Origin of the sequence: Ensifer sp. (assembly GCF_035999185.1) — a bacterium.
GTDB lineage: Bacteria > Pseudomonadota > Alphaproteobacteria > Rhizobiales > Rhizobiaceae > Ensifer.
The window spans coordinates 1-20,549 of sequence record NZ_DASYHB010000023.1 but is presented as its reverse complement, the minus strand read 5'-3'; the positions used below and the strand labels follow the sequence as shown (position 1 = coordinate 20,549).

Below are 20,549 nucleotides of genomic sequence, written 5' to 3'. Positions count from 1 at the left end.
ATTACACCTGCAGGATGGATGAAACGAGGAGCTGGGTATAGGGCTCGCGCGGATCGTCGAGCACCCTGTCGGTCAAGCCCTGCTCGATGACCGCACCATCCTTCATCACCATCATCCGGTGCGAGAGAAGGCGGGCGACGGCAAGGTCATGGGTGACGATGATGGCGGCGAGGCCGAGGTCATGCACGAGGCCGCGCACGAGATCGAGCAGGCGCGCCTGCACCGAGACGTCGAGGCCGCCGGTCGGCTCGTCCATGAAGACGAGGCGCGGGGAGGTCACGAGGTTGCGGGCGATCTGCAGGCGCTGGCGCATGCCGCCCGAAAACGCGCGCGGCTGGTCGTCGATACGGTCGACGCCGATTTCCACCCGCTCCAGCCAGTCGCTGGCGGCAGCGCGAATGTTGCCGTAGTGGCGGTCGCCGACGGCCATCAGCCGTTCACCGACATTGGCGCCGGCCGAGACCGTCATGCGCAGGCCATCGGCCGGGTTCTGGTGCACGAAGCCCCAGTCGGTGCGCATCAGGAAGCGGCGTTCGGCTTCGCCCATGCGGGCAAGGTCGCGATACTGGCCGTCGCGCATATGATATTCGACGATGCCCGAGGTCGGCATCAACCGGGTCGACAGGCACGAGAGCAGCGTCGTCTTGCCCGAGCCGGATTCGCCAACGATCGCGAGCACTTCACCCGCATAAAGCTCGAAGGAGACGTTACGGCAGCCGATGCGGCTTCCGTAGAACTTCGAGACGTCGTTCACTTTGAGAAGCGGTACGGTACTCATTCTGCGGCTTCCTTTCGGGCGAGCATGTGACCTGCATGGCCGCAGGCGCGACGGTCTTCACAATGGTCGGTGTCGGAGCAGACGAACATGCGGCCGCCCTTGTCGTCGAGGATCACTTCGTCGAGGTAGACGTCCTCAGCGCCGCAAAGTGCGCAGGGCTTGTCGAAGCTCTGGATCTCGAAGGGATGATCGTCGAAGTCGAGGCTGACGACGTCGGTATAGGGCGGAACGGCATAGATGCGCTTTTCGCGGCCGGCGCCGAAGAGCTGCAGCGCTTCCGACATGTGCATCTTCGGATTGTCGAACTTCGGCGTCGGCGAGGGGTCCATGACGTAGCGGCCCTCGACCTTGACCGGATAGGCATAGGTCGTGGCGATGTGGCCGTTGCGGGCGATGTCCTCGTAGAGCTTCACATGCATCAGCCCGTATTCCTCGAGCGCATGCATCTTGCGCGTCTCGGTCTCGCGCGGCTCGAGGAAGCGCAAGGGTTCCGGAATCGGCACCTGGTAGACGAGGGTCTGGCCTTCGGTGAGCTTCTCTTCCGGGATGCGGTGGCGCGTCTGAATGATCGTCGCTTCCTTCGTCCGGGTCGTGACCGCGACATTGGCGACCTTCTGGAAGAAGGCGCGGATCGAGACCGCATTGGTGGTGTCGTCCGCACCCTGGTCGATGACCTTCAGAACGTCTTCCGGTCCGAGGATCGAGGCGGTCACCTGGACGCCGCCGGTGCCCCAGCCGTAGGGCATCGGCATTTCGCGCGACGCAAAAGGAACCTGATAGCCGGGGATGGCGATCGCCTTCAGGATCGCGCGGCGGATCATGCGCTTCGTCTGTTCGTCCAGATAGGCGAAATTATAGGTAGCAAGGTCGTTCATTGCTGATTACCCTTGAGAGTGTCGACCGTGGATGGAGCCAGGCTGTGACCGAGCTGTTCTCCCGCTTCGTATTGATCTGCATCGCGTGCTTCGTCGTCGCCCGTGTTTCGAACGAGGTTCGGCGCGCTTGGCGCGAGCGAGGCGATAGCGCCCGCAATGGCAAGAACGGCAGTTTCGTCGGTTTCGACGGAGGCGCTGGCAGCGATTGCGGCGGTGGAGATGGTGGCGGCGGCGATTGAGCCGCCAGGGCTGGCGTTATGCCCGATCATTCGGCCGCCTCCCGTTGTTCTTTCGCCGTCTCGCCCGAATTCGCGGCGTCGTAGTCGCGGCGCATGCGGCGGACGAGATCAAGTTCCGCCTGGAAGTCGACATAGTGCGGCAGCTTCAGATGCTCGACGAAGCCGGTCGCCTGCACGTTGTCGGCATGCGAGATGACGAATTCCTGGTCCTGGGCGGGGGCGACGATGTCCTCGTTGAACTCGTCGGTCCGGAGCGCCCGGTCGACAAGCGACATCGACATCGCCTTGCGTTCGCTCTGACCGAAGACGAGGCCGTAGCCGCGGGTGAACTGCGGCGGCTGTTTGGCCGAGCCCATGAACTGGTTGACCATCTGGCATTCGGTGACGCGGATCGTGCCGAGCGAGACGGCGAAGCCGAGTTCGGGCAGATCGAATTCGACTTCCACCTCGCCGATGCGGACTTCGCCGACGAAGGGATGAGTACGGCCGTAGCCGCGCTGGGTGGAGTAGGCGAGCGCCAGCAGGAAACCTTCGTCACCGCGAGCGAGCGCCTGCAGGCGGAGGTCGCGGGCCATCGGAAACTCCATCGGCTCGCGGGTGAGGTCGCCCATGATGTGGCCTTCAGGCATCTGGCCGTCGCCTTCGATCAGGCCTTCTCCGTCGAGAATATCGGAGACCCGCATCACGTGTTCGCCGGGTTCCTTGGTGGCCGGCTCGGCCACCGCTTCGTCAGCAATCAGCGACGGGTCGAGCAGGCGGTGGGTGTAGTCGAAGGTCGGGCCGAGCAACTGCCCGCCAGGCAGATCCTTGTAGGTCGCCGAAACGCGGCGCTCGACCTTCATGTTGGCGGTGTCGACCGGTTCGGAGTAGCCGAAGCGCGGCAGCGTCGTGCGATAGGCGCGCAGGATGAAGATCGCTTCGATCATGTCGCCGCGCGCCTGGCGGACGGCGAGCGCTGCGAGCGCGCGATCGTAGAGCGAGGCTTCTGCCATCACCCGGTCGACGGCGAGGCCGAGCTGCTCGACCACCTGCTCGATGGTGATCGACGGAAGGTTGCGGTCGCCACGACGGCGATCGGCGAGAAGGCGGTGCGCATTGGCAATGGCGGCTTCCCCGCCCTTGACGGCTACATACATGGATTACGCTTCCTTCTGCGAAAGACGGGTGGTGCGCGGCAGGCAAAGCAGTTCATCACCTGCGGTCAGCACGAGATCGACGCCGCGCGGGAAGATGACGCGGTTGGCGTTCCAGAATTCCAGGAACACATCGGGCAGCCCCTTTGGCGACAACGCGGCCTCGGTCTTGATGCCCGGCCCCTTTGCGACGAGCGGCACACCGCCTGACAGCGCCTCGATCTCGATGACGAGGGTGGTGGAGCGATCCGGGTATTCCTGGGTGCCGAGCGAGAACTGATCGAAGCTCGGAATGGCTGAGCCCTTCTCGACGAAGGCGAAGCGGGCTTCGGTCTTGCTCGTCGTCATCGATGCGCCAGTGTGAAAAGCAATCCATTGCGGAACGGCGGATTTGGAGAGCGCCGGCGTCAACCAAACGGGCGTGTCGTGGTCGCAAAGCGTCAGTGCCACGGCTCCGGCTGCGGCACCGAGCGGAGCGGGGGGAACGCTTTTGGCGGAGAGCGTCTTGATCGTGCCCGGGCGTGCAAAGCTGTCCATCAGGTCGCGAAAGACGGACTGAGCGGCAAAGACCGGTTCGGCGAAGGCGCCGGTGTAAATCTGCGATTGGCTGGCCATCAGTCGTCTCCCCGGACCATGGTGAAAAAGTCGACGCGTGTGGCCGCGGTCTCCTCGGCCTTGCGGCGCTCATCCTGTGTGAGTCGCTCTTCGATGCGACCGAGCAGGCCCTCGACATCGGCCTTGTCGCCGTCGCGCTGGGAAAGTGCATCGAAGATCGCAGCCAGCCGCGCGCGATGCTTGTCGGTGCCCAGCAACTGCCCATGGCCGATCTCGCCGGTCGAAAGGCGGATGGTCGCGCGCGAGACCGTCGCTTCGCCAAGATTGAAGGCATCGCCGCCGCCGCCGATGCGACCGCGCACCATGACGAGACCCGTCTCCGGGCCGCGCACCGGATGCACCTCGGGCTTGTCGGCAAGTGCTTCCCAGGCCGAGCTCAGCTCATTGAGTGTTGCCTGAGCGAGCAGCCGCATGCCTTCCTTGCGTGCCGGATCCGGCGGGCTTTCCTGTTTCACCTTCGCATCCATCATTTTCACCTCAAATGTCTATTGATCTAGACAACTATACATCTTATACTTTTTCATAGCGTCGGCAAATGACAGGCTTGTGACATGGCAATGCGAAAAGACCCGGCAATGCGAAAAGTGGTGGAGCGCCAGACAGGCGTCGCTCTGTGGCGGCAAATAGCCGACCGGATTCGCCTGGCGATCAGCAACGGCGACTATGACGCAACGGGCATGGTGCCGCCTGAAACTGCGCTGGCGGCTGAGTTCGGGGTCAACCGTCATACGGTGAGAAGCGCACTCGCCGCACTCGCTGAGGAGGGGCTTGTGCGCGCCGTCCAGGGGCGCGGCACCATGATTGAGCGCAAGGAGCGGGTGAGCTACCCGATCTCGAAGCGCACGCGCTTTTCGCAGGGGCTTGGGCTTCAGGTGAGGGAGATTGGCACCCGCCTGCTCGGCCATGCCGAATTGCCGGCATCCGGTGAAGTGGCGAAAGCGCTGGAGATTATGCCTGGCGATCCCGTCATCGAGCTGAGGACTGTGAGCAGCGGTGACGGACGGCCCCTGTCGGTTTCATCGAGCTACTATCCGGCACGCCGATTCCCGCGCATGGCCGAGGAATTCGAGAATCTGCACTCCGTCACCAAGGCGTTTGCCGCCCAGGGTCTCGACGACTATGTGCGCATCTCGACGGAGATCGTTGCCCGTCATGCCGATGCGGAAGAGCTGTCGATGCTGAAGCTTTCCCCTGGCGCGATCGTTCTTGAAGCGCAGTCGGTCAATGCCGATCTCGACGGCAAACCAGTGGAGTACTCTCGCAGCCGATTTGCGGCCGATCGAATGAAGCTGCGGATCGAAACATAGAGCGCCCACGGCCGGCGTCCACGCTTGGCGGCATCCACGTCATGCACAGCTTCAAGTGCTGAATGGTGAAATGTGGCAACAGGCCGCATTTCCGACGCGTTTTTGCCGCATGACCGGAACCCACATCAGGAACCGCGCATTTAGAGTTCTCGCAGGGGAGAATGGCAATGGCGACGTGGCGACCCGATCCTTCCTTCTATCCATCACCGCGCATGGCGGCCAAGGCGCCAAAAGAGACGCTTGCCTATGTGGCGGCGTTCGACCCGGACCGAAAGAAGCCCGATGCGATCGCGGTCGTCGATGTCGATCCGGCATCCCCGAGCTACTCGCAGATCGTCGGGCAGGTCGACATGCCGAATGTTGGCGACGAACTGCACCATTTCGGCTGGAACGCCTGCTCGTCCTGCCTCTGCCCCAACGCGCCGCACCCGCATGTCGAGCGTCGCTATCTGGTGGTTCCGGGCTTGCGGTCTTCGCGGTTGCACATCATCGACACCAAGCCGGACCCGCGCAATCCGAAGATCGTGCGCGTCATCGAACCGTCTGAAATCGCCGAGAAAGCGAACTACTCGCGGCTGCACACCACCCATTGCGGGCCTGAAGGCATCTACGTCAACGCGCTCGCCGATCGAGACGGCAAGGCGCCCGGCGGCATCTTCCTGCTCGACCACCAGAGCTTCGATGTGCTTGGCCAATGGGAAATGGATCGCGGACCGCAGAAGCTCGCCTATGATTTCTGGTGGCATCTCGGCCATGACACGATGATCACCAGCGAGTGGGGCACGCCCGATACCTTCGAAAACGGGCTGGTTCCCGAGGTGCTGCTCGGTTCGAAATACGGCCGCCGCCTGCATTTCTGGGATCTGCACAAGCGCAAGCACGTGCAGGAGATCGACTTCGGCGAGGAGCACCAGCTCGTCTTCGAACTGCGTCCCGCGCATGACCCGACCAAAGCCTATGGTTTCGTCGGCTGCGTCATCAGCCTCAAGGATCTCTCGGCCTCGATCTGGACCTGGTATCGCGACGGCGACAAATGGGCGGTCAAGAAGGTGATCGAGATCCCGGCGGAGCCTGCCGATCCGGATCTGTTGCCGCCGGTGCTGAAAGGCTTCAGCGCCGTTGCGCCGCTCGTCACCGACATCGACCTGTCTATGGACGACCGCTTCCTCTACGTTTCCTGCTGGGGCACCGGCGATATGATCCAGTACGACGTCTCCGACCCCTTCGCGCCGAAGGAAACGGGACGTGTCAGGATCGGCGGCATCGTCTCGCGGGCCACCCACCCGAAGACCAAGAATGATGCGCTGAACGGCGGGCCGCAGATGGTTGAGATCAGCCGCGACGGCAAGCGGGTCTATTTCACCAATTCGCTCTATGGCGCAATTGACCCGCAGTTCTACCCCGAAGGCATTGACGGGTGGATGGTCAAGCTCGACGTTGCCGATGGCGGCGGCATTGCCTTCGACGAGAATTTCTTGGTCGAATGGCCGAAAGGCCATCGCCCGCACCAGGTTCGTCTTGAAGGCGGTGACTGCTCGTCCGATTCCTACTGCTATCCATGAGGAGGGGGTGACCGTGCGGCCCTGTCAGAGCGAATGACGACGTTCTGGCCGTGGCTTTCGCTTGCCGGTCTCGGCGCCTTTCACGGTGTCAATCCGGCGATGGGCTGGCTCTTCGCCGTTGCGCTCGGGCTCCACCGGCAAAGCCGGCGGGTCGTCTGGCTGTCACTCATTCCGATCGTTATCGGCCACGCCCTTTCGGTCGCGACCGTGCTGGCGGTGGTCGTTGCATTCGGCTCGACCCTGGACCCAAGCGCATTCAGGGTTGGTGCGGCCATCCTTATTCTTGGCGTCGCCGCTTACATGGCCCTTTATGGGCATCGCCACCGCGTTCGCGTGGGAATGACGACCGGGCTGGCCGGTCTTGCGCTCTGGTCCTTCCTCATGGCGACGAGCCACGGGGCGGGGCTGATGCTGGTGCCAGCGGTCCTTAGTCTTTGTGTTGCCGATCATGCGGGCGAACTTGTCATGGCGAGTTCGCTGCCGGTGTCGCTCGCAGCCGTCGCTGTTCACAGCGGGGCAATGCTTATCGTTACCGCTGTGCTTTCGCTCGCCGTATTCACCTGGTTCGACCTTGCGATCCTGCGTTCCGCCTGGATCAACTTCGATCGCCTCTGGACGCTGGCACTCGGGGTAACCGGCGTGGCACTTCTCATCCAGTGACGAACGCCCCGCTGCCGGTGTTTATTGCCGCTGCGATTTCACATACGCGATGTAGCCGCGGACGTCGGCAGCGGGCTCGGCGTAAGCCGTGCCGAGCGTTTTCTCTATGTTGCTCACGTAGGTCTTTGCCCAGTCCGGCAGGGTGTAGTCGATCGCCGCCAGGAACTCGAGCGTCGCTGCAAGCCGGATATCGGCAATCGATGGTTTGGTGCCGCCGATGAAGGGTTTGTCGCCGATATAGAAAGTCCGGAAGACCTCAAGCGGCTCGGCAAGCGCTGCAACGGCCGCCTGGCGGGCAGTTTCCTTGGTCGCTGCGTCCGCGTCGCTACAGCCGACCTCGCCCGCATAAAGCGGAAAGTTCAGCACCGGATAGGTTGCGCGTGCGAGGTAGGGATAGAAGGTGCCGATCAGGTAGAACATGGCGCTGTCGATCATGGCGCGGGCTTCGGGGTCTCTCGGATAGAAGTCATCGAGCCCGTGCTTGTTGCAGAGGTACTGCATGATCGCGCAGCTTTCCCAAAGCGCGCCCTTGGGCAAATCTGCCGTCTCGATCATCGGCGTCAGATGCGACGGCGCTCGCGCAAGGTATTCCGGCGTGCGCGTCTGGCCGTAGACGTCGTTCTCGCTGAAATCGAGCTGGGCTGCTCTCAGGAAGACGCGCGCCGTCATGTTGTTGACGCTGGGTTTGATCACGTTGAGCTGGATTACTGACATGCCATTCCTCCCTGTTGCGCGTCGTTCAAGCGGCGCTGGCTCTGGCGTCAGCCGCCGACACCTAGCTGCAGATCCTTCCAAGCGGCCCCTATCGCCGTCCGTATGGATCCTTCGGTTCGCGATCCGGCGAAAGCGTCGGCCGTGAGCGCTCGGTCAGCACTTCGATCGCATCGGCAAGGTGCACTTCGGCAATGTTGTAGTCGCCGCGGTCGACCCTGATCCTGTGCGCTTCCATCAACACTTCGGCGTGGCTGTGACCGGCCGGCGGCTCGAAGCGATAGGAGGCCAGTTCGACCAGCAGCCCAAGCGGATCTTCGAAGTAGATCGAATCCATGAAGCCGCGATCCTTGACGCCGCTGTGCTTGATCTTGCGCTCGTCGAGCCGTTCGACCGCCTGCGAGAAGGTCGCGCGGGACACGGCGAAGGCGATGTGGTGTACGCAGCCACTGTCCGTCGGAGTTCGCCGCTGCACCGGTTTGCGGTTCTCGTCGGTGAAGATGGTGATCAAGCGGCCGTCGCCCGGGTCGAAATAGAGATGGCTCTCACTCGCCCGATCGAGATTGGGTTGCTCGAAAATAAAGGGCATGCCGAGCAGGCCTTCCCAGAAATCGATTGACGTCTGACGGTCCGCTCCGACGAGCGTGATGTGGTGAACCCCTTGCGATTGCAGCTTTCGCATCGAAGGTCTCCCTGAAGCGCGCCGCAATTCCGCGGCCAGCGATCTTTTCCGATCCTGTTGATTGTCGCCCGACACGTGCAGAACGCAAGCACCAATACCGGGCACCGGAAAACCTGCCTTGCTTTTGACCAAACTGCCTGCTTTCTTCCGGTTGTAGGGTGGATTTAGCACAAGCTATTTGTGTATGCCCCGCGGCAGAGCAATGCGGCCAGATAGGGTCAGGGAGGTGAGGGCGTGAAGTTGCTGGGTGGAGCCGGAGTTTTCGTCCTCTTGGTCCTTGTTTTTACCGGGGCAGCGCGCGCTGATGATTATACCTTTGCCGGGCAATGGCGACAAACGGTGTCGACCGCCGGACGCTGCGACGATTGCTACATCGGCATAGTCATGCACGGGGAGGTGCTAACCGTCACCAGCAACAATGGTTGGGAGGCTGTTTTGAACATTCAGTCGCTTGTGGGCCGCGATTTTGCTGTCGGCACCGGGCATTGGAAGGCGACGGTCGGCGGCGCCTATGGCGGCAAACATTTCGACATCCAGCTTGTTCGGAGTGGTGCGAACCTCCAGATGTTTATGGTGGTGTCGCAGGAAAAAGGCGCTCCCATCTCACTTCGCGCGACGTTCGAAAAGGGACGTCCGCTCAAAAACTCGCGCTATGTGTCGCCGGTCGAAATATACTGGATCTAAAAGGGCGCTTTCGGGCGGTGCGTGGTCTGACTTTCGCCGCCGCCGCCGGCCGAGGTTCCATGCGTGACAACGGTCTATGGACGCCGTGAGCCAGGGACCGGTCACGCATGTGATGGCGGACGGGACGACTGCGGCCGTCGACGTCGTTCTTCACACGCGCAACCACCGGCGACGATAGTCACGTGGAGCAGGAGGATGCCTGTCACTGCCGGTTTGCCCTCCCGAGGCTCAAATATTGCGGCGTTTGCCCTCGATCAGGTCGAGCACGGCGCGCGCCGCGTCGAGCACGTTGGTGCCTGGGCCGAAGACCGCTGAAACCCCGTTCTCCATCAGGTAGTCGTAGTCCTGGCGCGGGATGACGCCGCCGCAGATGACGATGACGTCCTCGCCGCCGCGTTTCTTCAGAGCTTCGGCAAGCTGCGGCATCAGCGTCTTGTGGCCGGCCGCCAGCGACGAGACACCGATGACGTTGACCTTGCTGGCGAGCGCCATGTCAGCGGCCTCTTCCGGCGTCTGGAACAGTGGGCCGGCGAGCACGTCGAAGCCGATGTCTCCGAAGGCGGACGCGATCACCTTGGCGCCGCGGTCGTGTCCATCCTGGCCGAGTTTGGCGACCATTATCTTCGGCTTGCGGCCGAGTTTCGCCGAGACCTCGTCGAGGCGCCCCGAGAGCACGTCGAGTTCAGGCTCGCCCTCATAGGCCTTGCCGTAGATCTTGCTGACGACCTTGGGCGTTGCGGCGTGGTCACCGAAAGCGCCACGCATGGCGTCCGAAATTTCGCCGACGGTGGCGCGCGCCCGCGCCGCCTCGACGGCGGCTGCCAGCAGATTGCCTTCGCCCGTTAAGGCAATCTGCGAAAGCGCATCAAGGGTCTTCTTGACCTCGGCGCTGTCGCGTCGCCGTTTCGTCTCCTCGATCCGGCGGATCTGGGCGGCGCGCACGGCCGTGTTGTCGATCTCCAGGATGTCGATCGGCTCCTCGTTGTCGAGCCGGTACTTGTTGACGCCGACGATCACTTCTTCGCCCTTGTCGACGGCCGCCTGGCGACGGGTCGCCGCCTCCTCGATCAGCCGCTTCGGCAGGCCGGCGTTGACAGCACGGGTCATGCCGCCCATCGCCTCGACCTCCTCGATCAGCGCCCACGCCTTTTCGGCGAGTTCGTTGGTCAGGCTCTCGACGTAGTAGGATCCGGCGAGCGGATCGACGACATTGGTGACGCCGGTCTCATGCTGCAGGATCAGCTGCGTGTTGCGAGCGATGCGGGCAGAAAACTCGGTCGGCAAGGCGATCGCCTCGTCGAAAGAGTTGGTGTGCAGCGATTGCGTGCCGCCAAGGGCGGCCGACATTGCCTCAAACGCGGTGCGGATGATGTTGTTGTAGGGGTCCTGTTCCTGCAGCGAGACGCCGGAGGTCTGGCAATGGGTCCTGAGCATCAGCGAGGACGGCTTCTTCGGCTCGAACTCCTTCATGATGCGGGTCCAGAGCAGCCGCGCTGCACGAAGCTTGGCCGCCTCCATGAAGAAGTTCATGCCGATCGCGAAGAAGAAGGAAAGGCGACCGGCGAATTCGTCGACATTCAGCCCCTTGGCAATCGCTGCCCGGACATATTCGCGCCCGTCGGCGAGCGTGAAGGCAAGCTCCTGCACCAGCGTCGCGCCGGCTTCCTGCATGTGATAGCCGGAGATTGAGATCGAGTTGAACTTCGGCATCTCCCTCGCCGTGTACTCGATGATATCGGCGACGATGCGCATCGAGGGTTCCGGCGGGTAGATGTAGGTGTTGCGGACCATGAACTCCTTGAGGATGTCGTTCTGGATGGTGCCTGACAGCTTGTCGCGCGAAACGCCCTGCTCCTCGCCGGCGACGATGAAGGAGGCGAGGATCGGGATGACCGCGCCATTCATGGTCATCGACACCGACATTTCCTCAAGCGGAATGCCGTCGAACAAGATCTTCATGTCCTCGACCGAGTCGATCGCCACGCCCGCCTTGCCGACATCGCCCTCGACGCGCGGATGATCGCTGTCATAACCGCGATGGGTCGCCAGATCAAAGGCGACGGAGAGGCCCTTCTGGCCAGCCGCCAGGTTCTTCCGATAGAATGCGTTGGAGGCTTCGGCCGTCGAGAAGCCGGCATATTGCCGGATCGTCCAGGGGCGGCCAGCATACATGGTGGCGCGAGGCCCGCGCACGAAAGGCTCGAAGCCGGGCAGGGACGCGAGATGCTCGATCCCTTGCAGGTCGTCGGCCGTGTAGAGCGGCTTTACCGCGATGCCCTCGGGTGTCTGCCAGGTAAGGTTTTCCGGCGCTGCCTTGAGTTCACGCTCGGCGAGCGCTTCCCAGTCTTTCACGGTCTTTTGGCTCATCGCTAGCTCCTTGCCCAAAAAGGGCGCCTTCCTTGCCTCATCCCTGTGCTTGTCACAGGGATCCAGCCATGCGAAGTCCTTCGCGTGAAAGACTGGATTTTCCGCGTCACCGACGCGACGCAGCTGGATTCCTGTGACGAGCACAGGAACGAGTACGGCTATGACAGGTCGTCATTCAAATTCCATGATCAGTTCGTCGACGGCGAGGCTGGCGCCGGCTGAGACCGCCACGCGTTTGACCACGGCCTTCCTCTCGGCACGCAGGATATTCTCCATCTTCATCGCCTCGACGACCGCCAGCGCCTGTCCGGCTTCGACCGTTTCGCCAGCCTTGACCGTAACCGAAGTGATGACGCCCGGCATTGGGCAAAGCAGCATGCGTGACGTGTCGGGCGGCAGCTTCTTCGGCATCAGCCGCGCGAGTTCCGCAACCCGCGGGCTTCTGACATGCGCAAGCACGTCGATGCCGCGCCAGCGCAGCCGAAGAGCGGTGCCGACAAGATCGACTTTGACGCTCAAGGGCTCATTGTCGATGTTGAAGGTGGCAAGCGTGCGACCGGGCGCCCAGTCGCCGGCACTGGCAACGGATCCTCCCTCGGAAAACCGGACATAGGCGCCATCGGCGGACGCGCCGGCCGTGACCGCGAACTCATGATCGCCGAGGCTCACGACCCAGTCGTGGCCGATGACGCGGCGATGATTGCCGATCGTGCCGGAAATCTGGCTCGCGCGCTCCTGCAGCGCCTGGTTGAGCGATACAGCGATGGCGGCGAGCTTGCGCAGCGACCGCTCGTCTGCATCCACACCATGGAAGCCGTCGGCGAATTCCTCAGCGATATAGGCGGTCGTGAGCCGCCCGTCGCGAAAACGCTGCTGCTGCATGACGGCGGAAAGAAATGGCAGGTTGTGGCCGATGCCTTCGACTTCGAACCGGTCGAGAGCCTCCGCCATCGCGTTGACGGCCGTCAGGCGGTCCGGCCCCCAGGTGCAGAGCTTGGCGATCATCGGGTCGTAATACATGGAGATCTCGCCGCCTTCGAAGACGCCGGTGTCGTTGCGCGTCACCGTTCCATCCTCACGCCGGCCTTCGACCGGCGGGCGGTAGCGCGTCAGCCGGCCGATCGACGGCAGGAAGTTGCGATAGGGGTCTTCGGCATAAAGGCGGCTTTCGATCGCCCAGCCGTTGAGCTTCACATCCTCCTGGCCAAACGCGAGCTTTTCGCCGGCTGCAACGCGGATCATCTGCTCAACCAGGTCTAGCCCGGTGATGAGTTCGGTCACCGGATGTTCCACCTGCAGGCGGGTATTCATCTCGAGGAAATAGAAGTTGCGCTTGCCGTCGACGATGAATTCGACGGTGCCGGCCGAATGGTAGCCGACGGCCTTGGCGAGTGCGACTGCCTGCTCTCCCATGGCCTTGCGGGTCTCGGCATCGAGGAAGGGCGAGGGCGCCTCTTCGATGACCTTCTGGTTACGCCGCTGGATCGAGCATTCACGCTCGCCGAGGTAAAGCGTGTTGCCGTGTTTGTCGCCGAGCACCTGGATCTCGATGTGTCGCGGCTCGGTCACGAACTTTTCGATGAAGATGCGATCGTCGCCGAACGAATTCTTCGCTTCGTTCTTCGAGGATTGGAAGCCTTCGCGCGCCTCCTGGTCGTTCCAGGCGATGCGCATGCCCTTGCCGCCGCCGCCGGCAGATGCCTTGATCATGACAGGGTAGCCGATCGATCCGGAGATTTTCACCGCTTCGTCGGCGTCGGCGATCAGACCCATGTGGCCGGGCACTGTCGAAACGCCCGCTTCGGCCGCGAGCTTCTTGGAGGTGATCTTGTCGCCCATCGCCTGGATCGCACCGACAGGCGGGCCGATGAAGGCGACGCCCTCCTTTTCCAGCGCGGCGGCAAAGGCGGCGTTTTCCGAAAGGAAGCCATAGCCCGGATGTACGGCATCGGCTCCGGTCTTGCGGATCGCGTCGATGATCTTGTCGATGACGATGTAGGACTGGGCCGAGGGTGAGGGACCGATATGCACCGCCTCGTCCGCCATGCGCACATGCATGGCCTCGCGATCGGCATCCGAATAGACGGCAACGGTGGCAATGCCGAGCTTCTTTGCCGTCTTGATGACGCGGCAGGCGATTTCACCACGGTTGGCGATGAGGATTTTCTTGAACATTTCTTATCTCTTTCAAATCCTGCGACAGCGCGTCAGCGTTTGAATTTGCGGCGATAGGGCAGAAGCGCGATCGACGATGCGGCGGCAGCACCGCCGAAAAGCAGCGCGAAGGGCACGACGACCATAAGGGTGGCGAGCACCGGGCTCGTCGAGCGGGCGATATGGATGCCGACCGCACCAATGTTGAGCCCGATCAGCACGCCGGCCGTTATCGCCCCGATCACGACGCCGATCAGCGCGTTAACGGCCATGTAGCGCAGCATCTCCCAGTGGTCGCGTTTTGCATCCTCCGGCGTCATGACGCCCTCCGGCTCGCGTTCCATCGCAGCCTCCATCAGAGCGGGATCGTGTCATGCTTGCGCCAGCGGACATCGACCTGCTTGTTGCGCAGCGATGCGAAGGCGCGGGCGATGCGGCGGCGCGACGAATGCGGCATGATCACCTCGTCGATGAAGCCGCGCTCGGCCGCCACGAACGGATTGGCAAAACGCTCCTCGTATTCCTTGGTTCGCGCGGCGATCTTTTCGGCATCGCCGAGTTCCGAGCGGTAGAGGATCTCCGTCGCGCCCTTGGCGCCCATGACGGCGATCTCGGCCGTCGGCCAGGCATAGTTGACGTCGGCGCCGATGTGCTTGGAGGCCATGACGTCATAGGCGCCGCCATAGGCCTTGCGCGTGATCAGCGTCACCATCGGCACGGTCGCCTGGCTATACGCAAAGAGCAGCTTGGCGCCATGCTTGATGACGCCGCCATATTCCTGCGCGGTGCCGGGCAGGAAGCCGGGAACGTCGACAAGCGTCAGGATCGGGATCGAGAAAGCATCGCAGAAACGCACGAAGCGTGCCGCCTTGCGCGAACTGTCGATGTCGAGGCAACCGGCAAGCACCATTGGCTGGTTGGCGACGACGCCGACCGTCTGGCCCTCCATCCGGATAAAGCCGGTAATGATGTTTTTGGCAAAGCTCTGCTGCAACTCGAAGAAATCGCCCTCGTCGGCGAGCGCCAGGATCAGTTCCTTCATGTCGTAAGGCCTGGTGGCGCTGTCGGGGATCAGGCTGTCGAGGCGCATTTCTAGCCGCGACGGATCGTCGTGGAAGGGGCGGACCGGCGGTTTCTCGCGATTGTTGAGCGGCAGGAAATCGAAAAGAAGTCGGGTCGCTTCCAGCGCCTCGATATCGTTTTCGTAAGCGCCGTCGGCGACGGAGGATTTGGAGGTGTGAGTACGCGCGCCGCCGAGCTCTTCCGCCGTGACGATCTCGTTCGTCACGGTCTTTACGACATCCGGCCCGGTCACGAACATGTAGGAACTGTCACGCACCATGAAGATGAAGTCGGTCATGGCAGGCGAATAGACGGCGCCACCGGCGCAGGGGCCCATGATGACGGAGATCTGCGGGATGACGCCGGAAGCTTCGGCGTTGCGGCGGAAGACCTCGGCATAGCCGGCAAGCGAAGCGACGCCTTCCTGGATGCGGGCGCCACCACTATCGTTGAGGCCGATCACTGGCGCTCCGTTTCTGACCGCCATATCCATGATCTTGCAGATCTTCTGGGCATGCGTTTCCGACAGCGAACCGCCGAGCACGGTGAAGTCCTGGGAGAAGACGTAGACCTGACGGCCGTTGATCGTGCCCCAGCCGGTGACGACGCCGTCGCCGGCGACCGTCTGTTCCGCCATGCCGAAATCGACGCAGCGGTGCGTGACATACATGTCGTATTCTTCGAACGAGCCTTCATCGAGCAGCACATCGATTCGTTCGCGCGCCGTCAGCTTGCCCTTGCCGTGCTGGGCGTCGATCCGTCGCTTTCCGCCGCCGGCCCGTGCTTCCGCCCGACGGGCCTCGACCTGTTCTAGTATGGCGCGCATGGTGCTCTCCCGGATTTTCTAAGTGCCCGTCTTTGTGAACGATTGTGCAGAGGCGCTTGACGCTTCGCAATAGCGTCGAAGTCGGCATGGAAAAACGTCTCTTCATGTGCAAATGTGAAATAGAGAAATTTGTGAAACGTAAATTGCAAAGTTGCAAACATGGCGATCGGCAAGCTTTATATCGGCCGCAAGGTCAGGGAATTGCGGGAAGCGAACAAGGCGACGCAGGGCCAGTTTGCCGAGCGTATCGGCATCTCCACCAGCTATCTCAACCAGATCGAGAACAACCAGCGCCCGGTCTCGGCGGCCGTACTTCTGGCGCTGGCGGAAAAATTCCAGATCGACATCGCCGAGCTTTCGACCGGGGAGGGGGATCGCCTGCTTTCGGCGCTCTCTGAAGCATTGAGCGACCCACTGTTCGAGACCTATTCGGCGAGCCTGCAGGAGTTGAAGCTCGTTGCCCAGAATGCGCCGGGGCTGGCGCATGCGCTGATCACCTGCCACCAGGCCTATCGCCGCAACAGTGAGCAGCTCGCAAGCATCGACGACACCATCGGCCGCGGTGGGCCGTTCGTCGAAACGACGCCCTACGAGGAAGTGCGCGACTTCTTCCATTTCGTGGACAACTACATCCATGAGATCGACCTGCTCGCCGAGCGTCTTGCCGGCGAACTGGGGCTCGGTGAAGGCGACAACCACGCGGCCCTCGCAAGCCATCTGGAGCAGCGGCACGGCGTGCGGGTCGTGCGCGGTGCAGCCGGCGACGAGGCGATCCGGCGCTTCGATCCGCGTGCCCGTATCCTGACGCTCAATCCTTATGCGCCGACGGCGACGCGCGATTTCCAGATCGCGCTGCAGATCGCCCAGCTCCACGCCCGCGAGGAGATCGACCGGGTGGCCGGCAGCGCCGGATTTCGCACGGAAGAGGCCTATGAGATTTGTCGGATCGGCCTGCAGAACTATTTTGCCGGCGCGCTGATCCTGCCCTACCAGGCCTTTGCAAAGGCGGCCCGCGACCTGCGCCATGATATCGAGCTGCTTGCCGCCCGTTTCGGCGCCTCGCTGGAGCAGGTCTGCCACCGCCTTTCGACCTTGCAGCGGCCGGGGCAGAAGGGCATCCCGATCTTCTTTGCCCGCATCGATCGCGCCGGCAACATTACCAAACGCCACAGTGCCGCCAAGCTGCAATTCGCCCGCTTCGGTGCCGCCTGTCCGCTCTGGAACGTGCATCAGGCCTTCGAGACGCCGGGACGGATCATAAGGCAACTGGCCGAAACGCCTGACGGAGTTCGCTATCTCTGTCTTGCCACCCAAATCACCAAGGGTGGCGGCGGTTTTCGTGCCGCCCAGCCCCGCTACGCCTTGGCACTGGGCTGCGAGGTCTCCTATGCCGATGCCTTCGTCTATGCCGACGACATGGACCTCGGCAACCGCGCCGCCTTCGATCCGATCGGCATTTCCTGCCGCATCTGCGAGCGGACGAAATGCGCCAGCCGCGCCGTGCCGCCGTTGAAGCGACGCCTGATCGTGGACCATGACTTACGCGGCGCTCTGCCGTATCGTCTAAGCGAGAGCTGATGATGGCCGTCTGTTCATTTTTGAACAGACCCTGTGAGAAGTTGCACCTGTGCCCGTACGAAGTTTGGTGTAACTAGGCCCCCATCAGTCAGGTATGCGGTCAGGGAGGACGTGCATATGGATTTTCGCCTGTCGGAGGAGCAGGAGGCCATTCGTCAGATGGCGCTCGATTTCGCCCGCGACGAGATCGCCCCTCATGCGATCGACTGGGATCAGCAGAAGCACTTTCCGGTCGACACGCTGCGCGGTGCCGCAGCGCTCGGCATGGCCGGCATCTATGTCCGTGACGATGTCGGTGGCACGGGACTGACCCGGCTTGACGCCGCCATCATCATCGAGGCGCTTGCGACCGGTTGCCCGGCCGTTGCCTCCTTCGTTTCGATCCACAACATGTGTTCAGGCATGATCGATCGCTACGGTACGGAAGAGCAGCGCCAGCGGCTGCTGCCGAAGCTGCTGACCATGGATGTGCTTGCGAGCTATTGCCTGACCGAGCCCGGCTCGGGCTCGGATGCGGCCGCACTCAAGACCAAGGCGGTGAAGGACGGCAACGATTACGTTTTGACCGGCCAGAAGCAGTTCATCTCTGGCGCCGGCACGTCCGGTCTCTACGTGATCATGGCGCGGACCGGCGAGGATGGCCCCAAAGGCATCTCGACTTTCGTCGTCGAGAAGGACACACCGGGCCTGACCTTCGGTGCCAACGAGAAGAAGATGGGTTGGCACGTCCAGCCGACCCGCGCCGTCATGCTCGACGGCGTGCGCGTTTCGGCTGAAAACCGGCTCGGCGCGGAAGGCGACGGCTTCAAGATCGCCATGGGCGGCCTCGATGGCGGGCGATTGAACATCGCCGCGGCCTCGCTCGGTGGCGCCCAGGCGGCGTTCGACAAGGCGCTCGCCTACGTCCAGGAGCGCCGCGCCTTCGGCAAGGCGATCGGCGAGTTCCAGGCGCTGCAGTTCCGGCTTGCAGACATGGCGACCGATCTCGAGATCGCCCGCACGTTCCTCTGGCGTGCCGCTTCGGCGCTCGACGCAGGCGATCCGGAAGCGACAAAACTCTGCGCCATGGCCAAGCGCTTCGTCACCGACCGCTGCTTTGCCGTCGCCAATGATGCGCTGCAGCTCCATGGCGGCTACGGCTATCTTGCCGATTATGGCGTCGAGAAGATTGTCAGGGACCTGAGGGTGCACCAGATCCTTGAAGGCACCAACGAGATCATGCGCCTGATCGTTGCGCGCTCGCTCATCGGCCGGAAATAGGCCGGACCTAGGAAGGACCTTTCATGGAAATGCAGACGCCAGCGCCTGAAGTCATCGTCGAGCGCCAGGGTGCGCTCGGCCGCGTCAGGCTGAACCGGACACGGGCCCTCAACAGCCTCAACGTGCCGATGATCCGCTTGATCGCTGAAGCGCTGACTGCGTTTGAGAGTGACCCGGCGGTGGCCGCCGTGCTGGTGACGGGCGAAGGCGAGCGCGGGCTTTGCGCCGGCGGCGATATCCGCATGATCTATGAAAGCGGCCGCGAACGACCGGAGGAGGGCGCCCAGTTCTGGCGCGAGGAGTTCGTCGTCAACAGCCGCATCTCCCACTATCGCAAGCCCTATGTCGCCATCATGGACGGCATCGTCATGGGCGGCGGCGTTGGGATTTCGGCGCATGGCAGCCACCGCATCGTCACGGAACGCACCCGGCTTGCCATGCCCGAAACCGGGATCGGCTATTTCCCCGATGTCGGCGCCACCTGGCTTTTGCCCAAGGCGCCCGGCGAATTCGGCACTTATCTCGGGCTGACGGGCCGGGATATCGCTGCTGCAGACGCCATCCATGCCCGGCTCGCCGACAGTTTCGTTGCGTCGGACAGGCTCGAAACCCTGATTGCCGGCCTTGCAGCACTTCCGCCTTCAGCGGCGCGCGCCGATGTCGATGCGGCGATCGCGGCGGTCTCGACCGCGGCCCCGGCGACGCCGCTTCAGGGCCAGCTTGGCTTGATTGATCGCTGTTTCGCATTCGATACGATCGAAGAAATTCTGGCAGCGCTTCAGGCCGATGGCTCCGGGTTCGCAAGCGAGACGCTCGCCCTGCTCAACTCCCGCTCCGCCCTCAGCATGAAGCTGACCCTTGATCTCCTGCGCGCCGCCCGAAACAGCCGCTCGCTCAATGAATGCCTCGAGCGCGAATATTCCGCGACGCTCGGCATGCTGGCGAATGAAGAATTCTATGAAGGCGTGAGGGCGGCTGTCATCGACAAGGACCGCAATCCGAAATGGTCCGTGGGGCTGGCCGATATCACGCCCGACATGCTCGCGCGGTTCGCCAGGAAAGATCACCCGCCTTTGTTCTAGCGGTACTGGCGCCCATGGGCGGATGCATTTCGGCACAGCCCGAGTTTTATGCGAGGAGGAATGACATGACGAAGATCGCCTTTATCGGGCTCGGCAACATGGGCGGACCGATGGCCGCCAATCTGGTGAAGGCAGGCCATTCGGTCAGCGGTTTCGACCTATCGGAAACCTCGCGCAATACGGCAGCCAAGACGGGCGTTTCCGTCGCCGGATCGATCGCCCATGCCGTTCGCGGTGCGGAATGCGTAATCACCATGCTGCCCGCTGGCGCCCATGTTCTTTACGTCTGGGATGAGCTGCTCGGCTTCGTCGATCCCGGCACGCTTTTGATCGACAGTTCGACGATCGATGTCGACAGCGCCCGAAAGGCGCATGCGCTTGCCGAAAAGATCGGTTGCCCGTCTCTCGACGCGCCGGTGTCCGGCGGCACGGGCGGGGCTGCGGCCGGTACGCTCACTTTCATGGTCGGCGGCAGCGATGATGCTTTTGCCCGCGGCAGGCCGCTGCTCGATGCCATGGGCAAGAAGATCGTGCATTGTGGCGGCGTCGGCGCCGGCCAGGCGGCGAAGATCTGCAACAACATGATCCTTGGCATTTCCATGGCTGGTGTGTGCGAAGCCTTTGTGCTGGCCGAACGGCTCGGCCTGTCGCATCAGGCGCTGTTCGATGTTGCTTCCACCTCGTCCGGCCAGTGCTGGTCGCTGACCAGCTACTGCCCGGTGCCGGGACCGGTTGCGACGTCCCCCGCCAACAACGATTACAAGCCGGGCTTTGCCGCAAGCCTGATGCTGAAGGACCTGAAGCTCTCGCAGCAGGCGGCAAGTGCGGCCGGCGCAACGACGCCGATGGGTGCGCAGGCGGCGCAACTGTATTCGCTGTTCGAAAAACTCGGGCATGGCGGCGACGACTTTTCGGCGCTGATCCACCTGTTGCGTGGCAACGACGAGGCGAAGGCCGGGTGACGCTGCGATAGA

20 protein-coding genes are annotated in these 20,549 nt (G+C 62.8%); 8 read left to right on the top strand and 12 right to left on the bottom strand.

Translation table 11 applies throughout. From position 1 onward, the window contains the following. Nucleotide 1: 1 nt before the first annotated feature. The 6 genes from phnK to phnG are packed head-to-tail and all read right to left on the bottom strand — an operon-like array spanning nt 2 to nt 4,107. Nucleotides 2-778 (bottom strand): phosphonate C-P lyase system protein PhnK, encoded by a 777-nt coding sequence (gene phnK / locus VGO04_RS02065; RefSeq protein ID WP_327494297.1) that lies wholly within the window; start codon nt 776-778, stop codon nt 2-4. Beyond that, nucleotides 775-1,653 carry an alpha-D-ribose 1-methylphosphonate 5-phosphate C-P-lyase PhnJ gene (locus tag VGO04_RS02060; protein WP_327494296.1) on the bottom strand — a complete coding sequence of 293 codons (879 nt, stop codon included), beginning with the start codon at nt 1,651-1,653 and terminating at the stop codon, nt 775-777. The genes phnK and VGO04_RS02060 overlap by 4 nt, the downstream gene beginning before the upstream one ends. Continuing rightward, nucleotides 1,650-1,922 carry a hypothetical protein gene (locus tag VGO04_RS02055; RefSeq protein ID WP_327494295.1) on the bottom strand — a complete coding sequence of 91 codons (273 nt, stop codon included), beginning with the start codon at nt 1,920-1,922 and terminating at the stop codon, nt 1,650-1,652. Before VGO04_RS02055 ends, VGO04_RS02060 begins: the two co-directional genes overlap by 4 nt. Further along, nucleotides 1,919-3,028, bottom strand: coding sequence for a carbon-phosphorus lyase complex subunit PhnI (locus tag VGO04_RS02050; protein WP_327494294.1), 1,110 nt, complete (start codon nt 3,026-3,028; stop codon nt 1,919-1,921). Before VGO04_RS02050 ends, VGO04_RS02055 begins: the two co-directional genes overlap by 4 nt. Nucleotides 3,029-3,031: 3 nt before the next feature. Further along, the gene (gene phnH / locus VGO04_RS02045) at nt 3,032-3,640 is read right to left on the bottom strand and encodes a phosphonate C-P lyase system protein PhnH (protein ID WP_327494293.1); all 609 of its coding nucleotides are present in this window, start codon (nt 3,638-3,640) and stop codon (nt 3,032-3,034) included. Next, nucleotides 3,640-4,107: a phosphonate C-P lyase system protein PhnG gene (phnG, locus tag VGO04_RS02040; protein WP_327494332.1), complete on the bottom strand. Its 468-nt coding sequence runs from the start codon at nt 4,105-4,107 to the stop codon at nt 3,640-3,642. Before phnG ends, phnH begins: the two co-directional genes overlap by 1 nt. A gap of 108 nt (nt 4,108-4,215) precedes the next feature. Here phnG and phnF point away from each other — a divergent pair, with 108 nt between their 5' ends. The 3 genes from phnF to VGO04_RS02025 all read left to right on the top strand — a co-directional run bounded on the left by phnF (nt 4,216) and on the right by VGO04_RS02025 (nt 7,169). Further along, a complete protein-coding gene (phnF, locus tag VGO04_RS02035; protein ID WP_327494292.1) occupies nt 4,216-4,947 on the top strand; it encodes a phosphonate metabolism transcriptional regulator PhnF in 732 nt (243 codons plus the stop codon). Between the two features lie 167 nt (nt 4,948-5,114). Beyond that, on the top strand, nt 5,115-6,509 hold the full coding sequence (locus VGO04_RS02030; protein ID WP_327494291.1) for a selenium-binding family protein: 1,395 nt from the start codon (nt 5,115-5,117) through the stop codon (nt 6,507-6,509). Nucleotides 6,510-6,542: 33 nt separating this feature from the next. Beyond that, nucleotides 6,543-7,169: a hypothetical protein gene (locus VGO04_RS02025; RefSeq protein WP_327494290.1), complete on the top strand. Its 627-nt coding sequence runs from the start codon at nt 6,543-6,545 to the stop codon at nt 7,167-7,169. Nucleotides 7,170-7,190: 21 nt separating this feature from the next. On the opposite strand, the gene VGO04_RS02020 is transcribed toward VGO04_RS02025, so the two are convergent. Together VGO04_RS02020 and VGO04_RS02015 are read right to left on the bottom strand one after the other, a co-directional pair. Continuing rightward, nucleotides 7,191-7,883, bottom strand: coding sequence for a glutathione S-transferase family protein (locus VGO04_RS02020; protein ID WP_327494289.1), 693 nt, complete (start codon nt 7,881-7,883; stop codon nt 7,191-7,193). Between the two features lie 88 nt (nt 7,884-7,971). After that, the gene (locus VGO04_RS02015) at nt 7,972-8,562 is read right to left on the bottom strand and encodes a VOC family protein (protein WP_327494288.1); all 591 of its coding nucleotides are present in this window, start codon (nt 8,560-8,562) and stop codon (nt 7,972-7,974) included. A gap of 234 nt (nt 8,563-8,796) precedes the next feature. Between VGO04_RS02015 and VGO04_RS02010 the strand changes: the two genes are divergently transcribed. Next, a complete protein-coding gene (locus tag VGO04_RS02010) occupies nt 8,797-9,246 on the top strand; it encodes a hypothetical protein (protein ID WP_327494287.1) in 450 nt (149 codons plus the stop codon). Between the two features lie 228 nt (nt 9,247-9,474). Here VGO04_RS02010 and scpA read toward each other — a convergent pair whose 3' ends face one another. The 4 genes from scpA to VGO04_RS01990 form a co-directional block, all read right to left on the bottom strand. After that, on the bottom strand, nt 9,475-11,613 hold the full coding sequence (gene scpA, locus VGO04_RS02005) for a methylmalonyl-CoA mutase (RefSeq protein ID WP_327494286.1): 2,139 nt from the start codon (nt 11,611-11,613) through the stop codon (nt 9,475-9,477). A 171-nt stretch (nt 11,614-11,784) separates the two neighbouring features. Next, the gene (locus tag VGO04_RS02000; RefSeq protein ID WP_327494285.1) at nt 11,785-13,788 is read right to left on the bottom strand and encodes an acetyl/propionyl/methylcrotonyl-CoA carboxylase subunit alpha; all 2,004 of its coding nucleotides are present in this window, start codon (nt 13,786-13,788) and stop codon (nt 11,785-11,787) included. A 32-nt stretch (nt 13,789-13,820) separates the two neighbouring features. Continuing rightward, complete coding sequence (locus VGO04_RS01995) at nt 13,821-14,111, bottom strand: hypothetical protein (protein ID WP_327494284.1); 291 nt, start codon at nt 14,109-14,111, stop codon at nt 13,821-13,823. 11 nt (nt 14,112-14,122) lie between these two features. Further along, a complete protein-coding gene (locus VGO04_RS01990) occupies nt 14,123-15,655 on the bottom strand; it encodes an acyl-CoA carboxylase subunit beta (RefSeq protein WP_327494283.1) in 1,533 nt (510 codons plus the stop codon). Between the two features lie 159 nt (nt 15,656-15,814). On the opposite strand from VGO04_RS01990, the gene VGO04_RS01985 reads away from it, so the two are divergent. From VGO04_RS01985 to mmsB, 4 genes are all read left to right on the top strand, one after another. Beyond that, complete coding sequence (locus VGO04_RS01985; RefSeq protein WP_327494282.1) at nt 15,815-17,233, top strand: XRE family transcriptional regulator; 1,419 nt, start codon at nt 15,815-15,817, stop codon at nt 17,231-17,233. 117 nt (nt 17,234-17,350) lie between these two features. Then, the gene (locus tag VGO04_RS01980; protein ID WP_327494281.1) at nt 17,351-18,493 is read left to right on the top strand and encodes an isobutyryl-CoA dehydrogenase; all 1,143 of its coding nucleotides are present in this window, start codon (nt 17,351-17,353) and stop codon (nt 18,491-18,493) included. A gap of 23 nt (nt 18,494-18,516) precedes the next feature. Further along, nucleotides 18,517-19,575, top strand: a complete 1,059-nt coding sequence (locus tag VGO04_RS01975) for an enoyl-CoA hydratase/isomerase family protein (protein ID WP_327494280.1) — start codon at nt 18,517-18,519, stop codon at nt 19,573-19,575. 65 nt (nt 19,576-19,640) lie between these two features. Further along, nucleotides 19,641-20,537, top strand: coding sequence for a 3-hydroxyisobutyrate dehydrogenase (gene mmsB, locus VGO04_RS01970; RefSeq protein WP_327494279.1), 897 nt, complete (start codon nt 19,641-19,643; stop codon nt 20,535-20,537). The last annotated feature ends 12 nt before the right edge of the window (nt 20,538-20,549 follow it).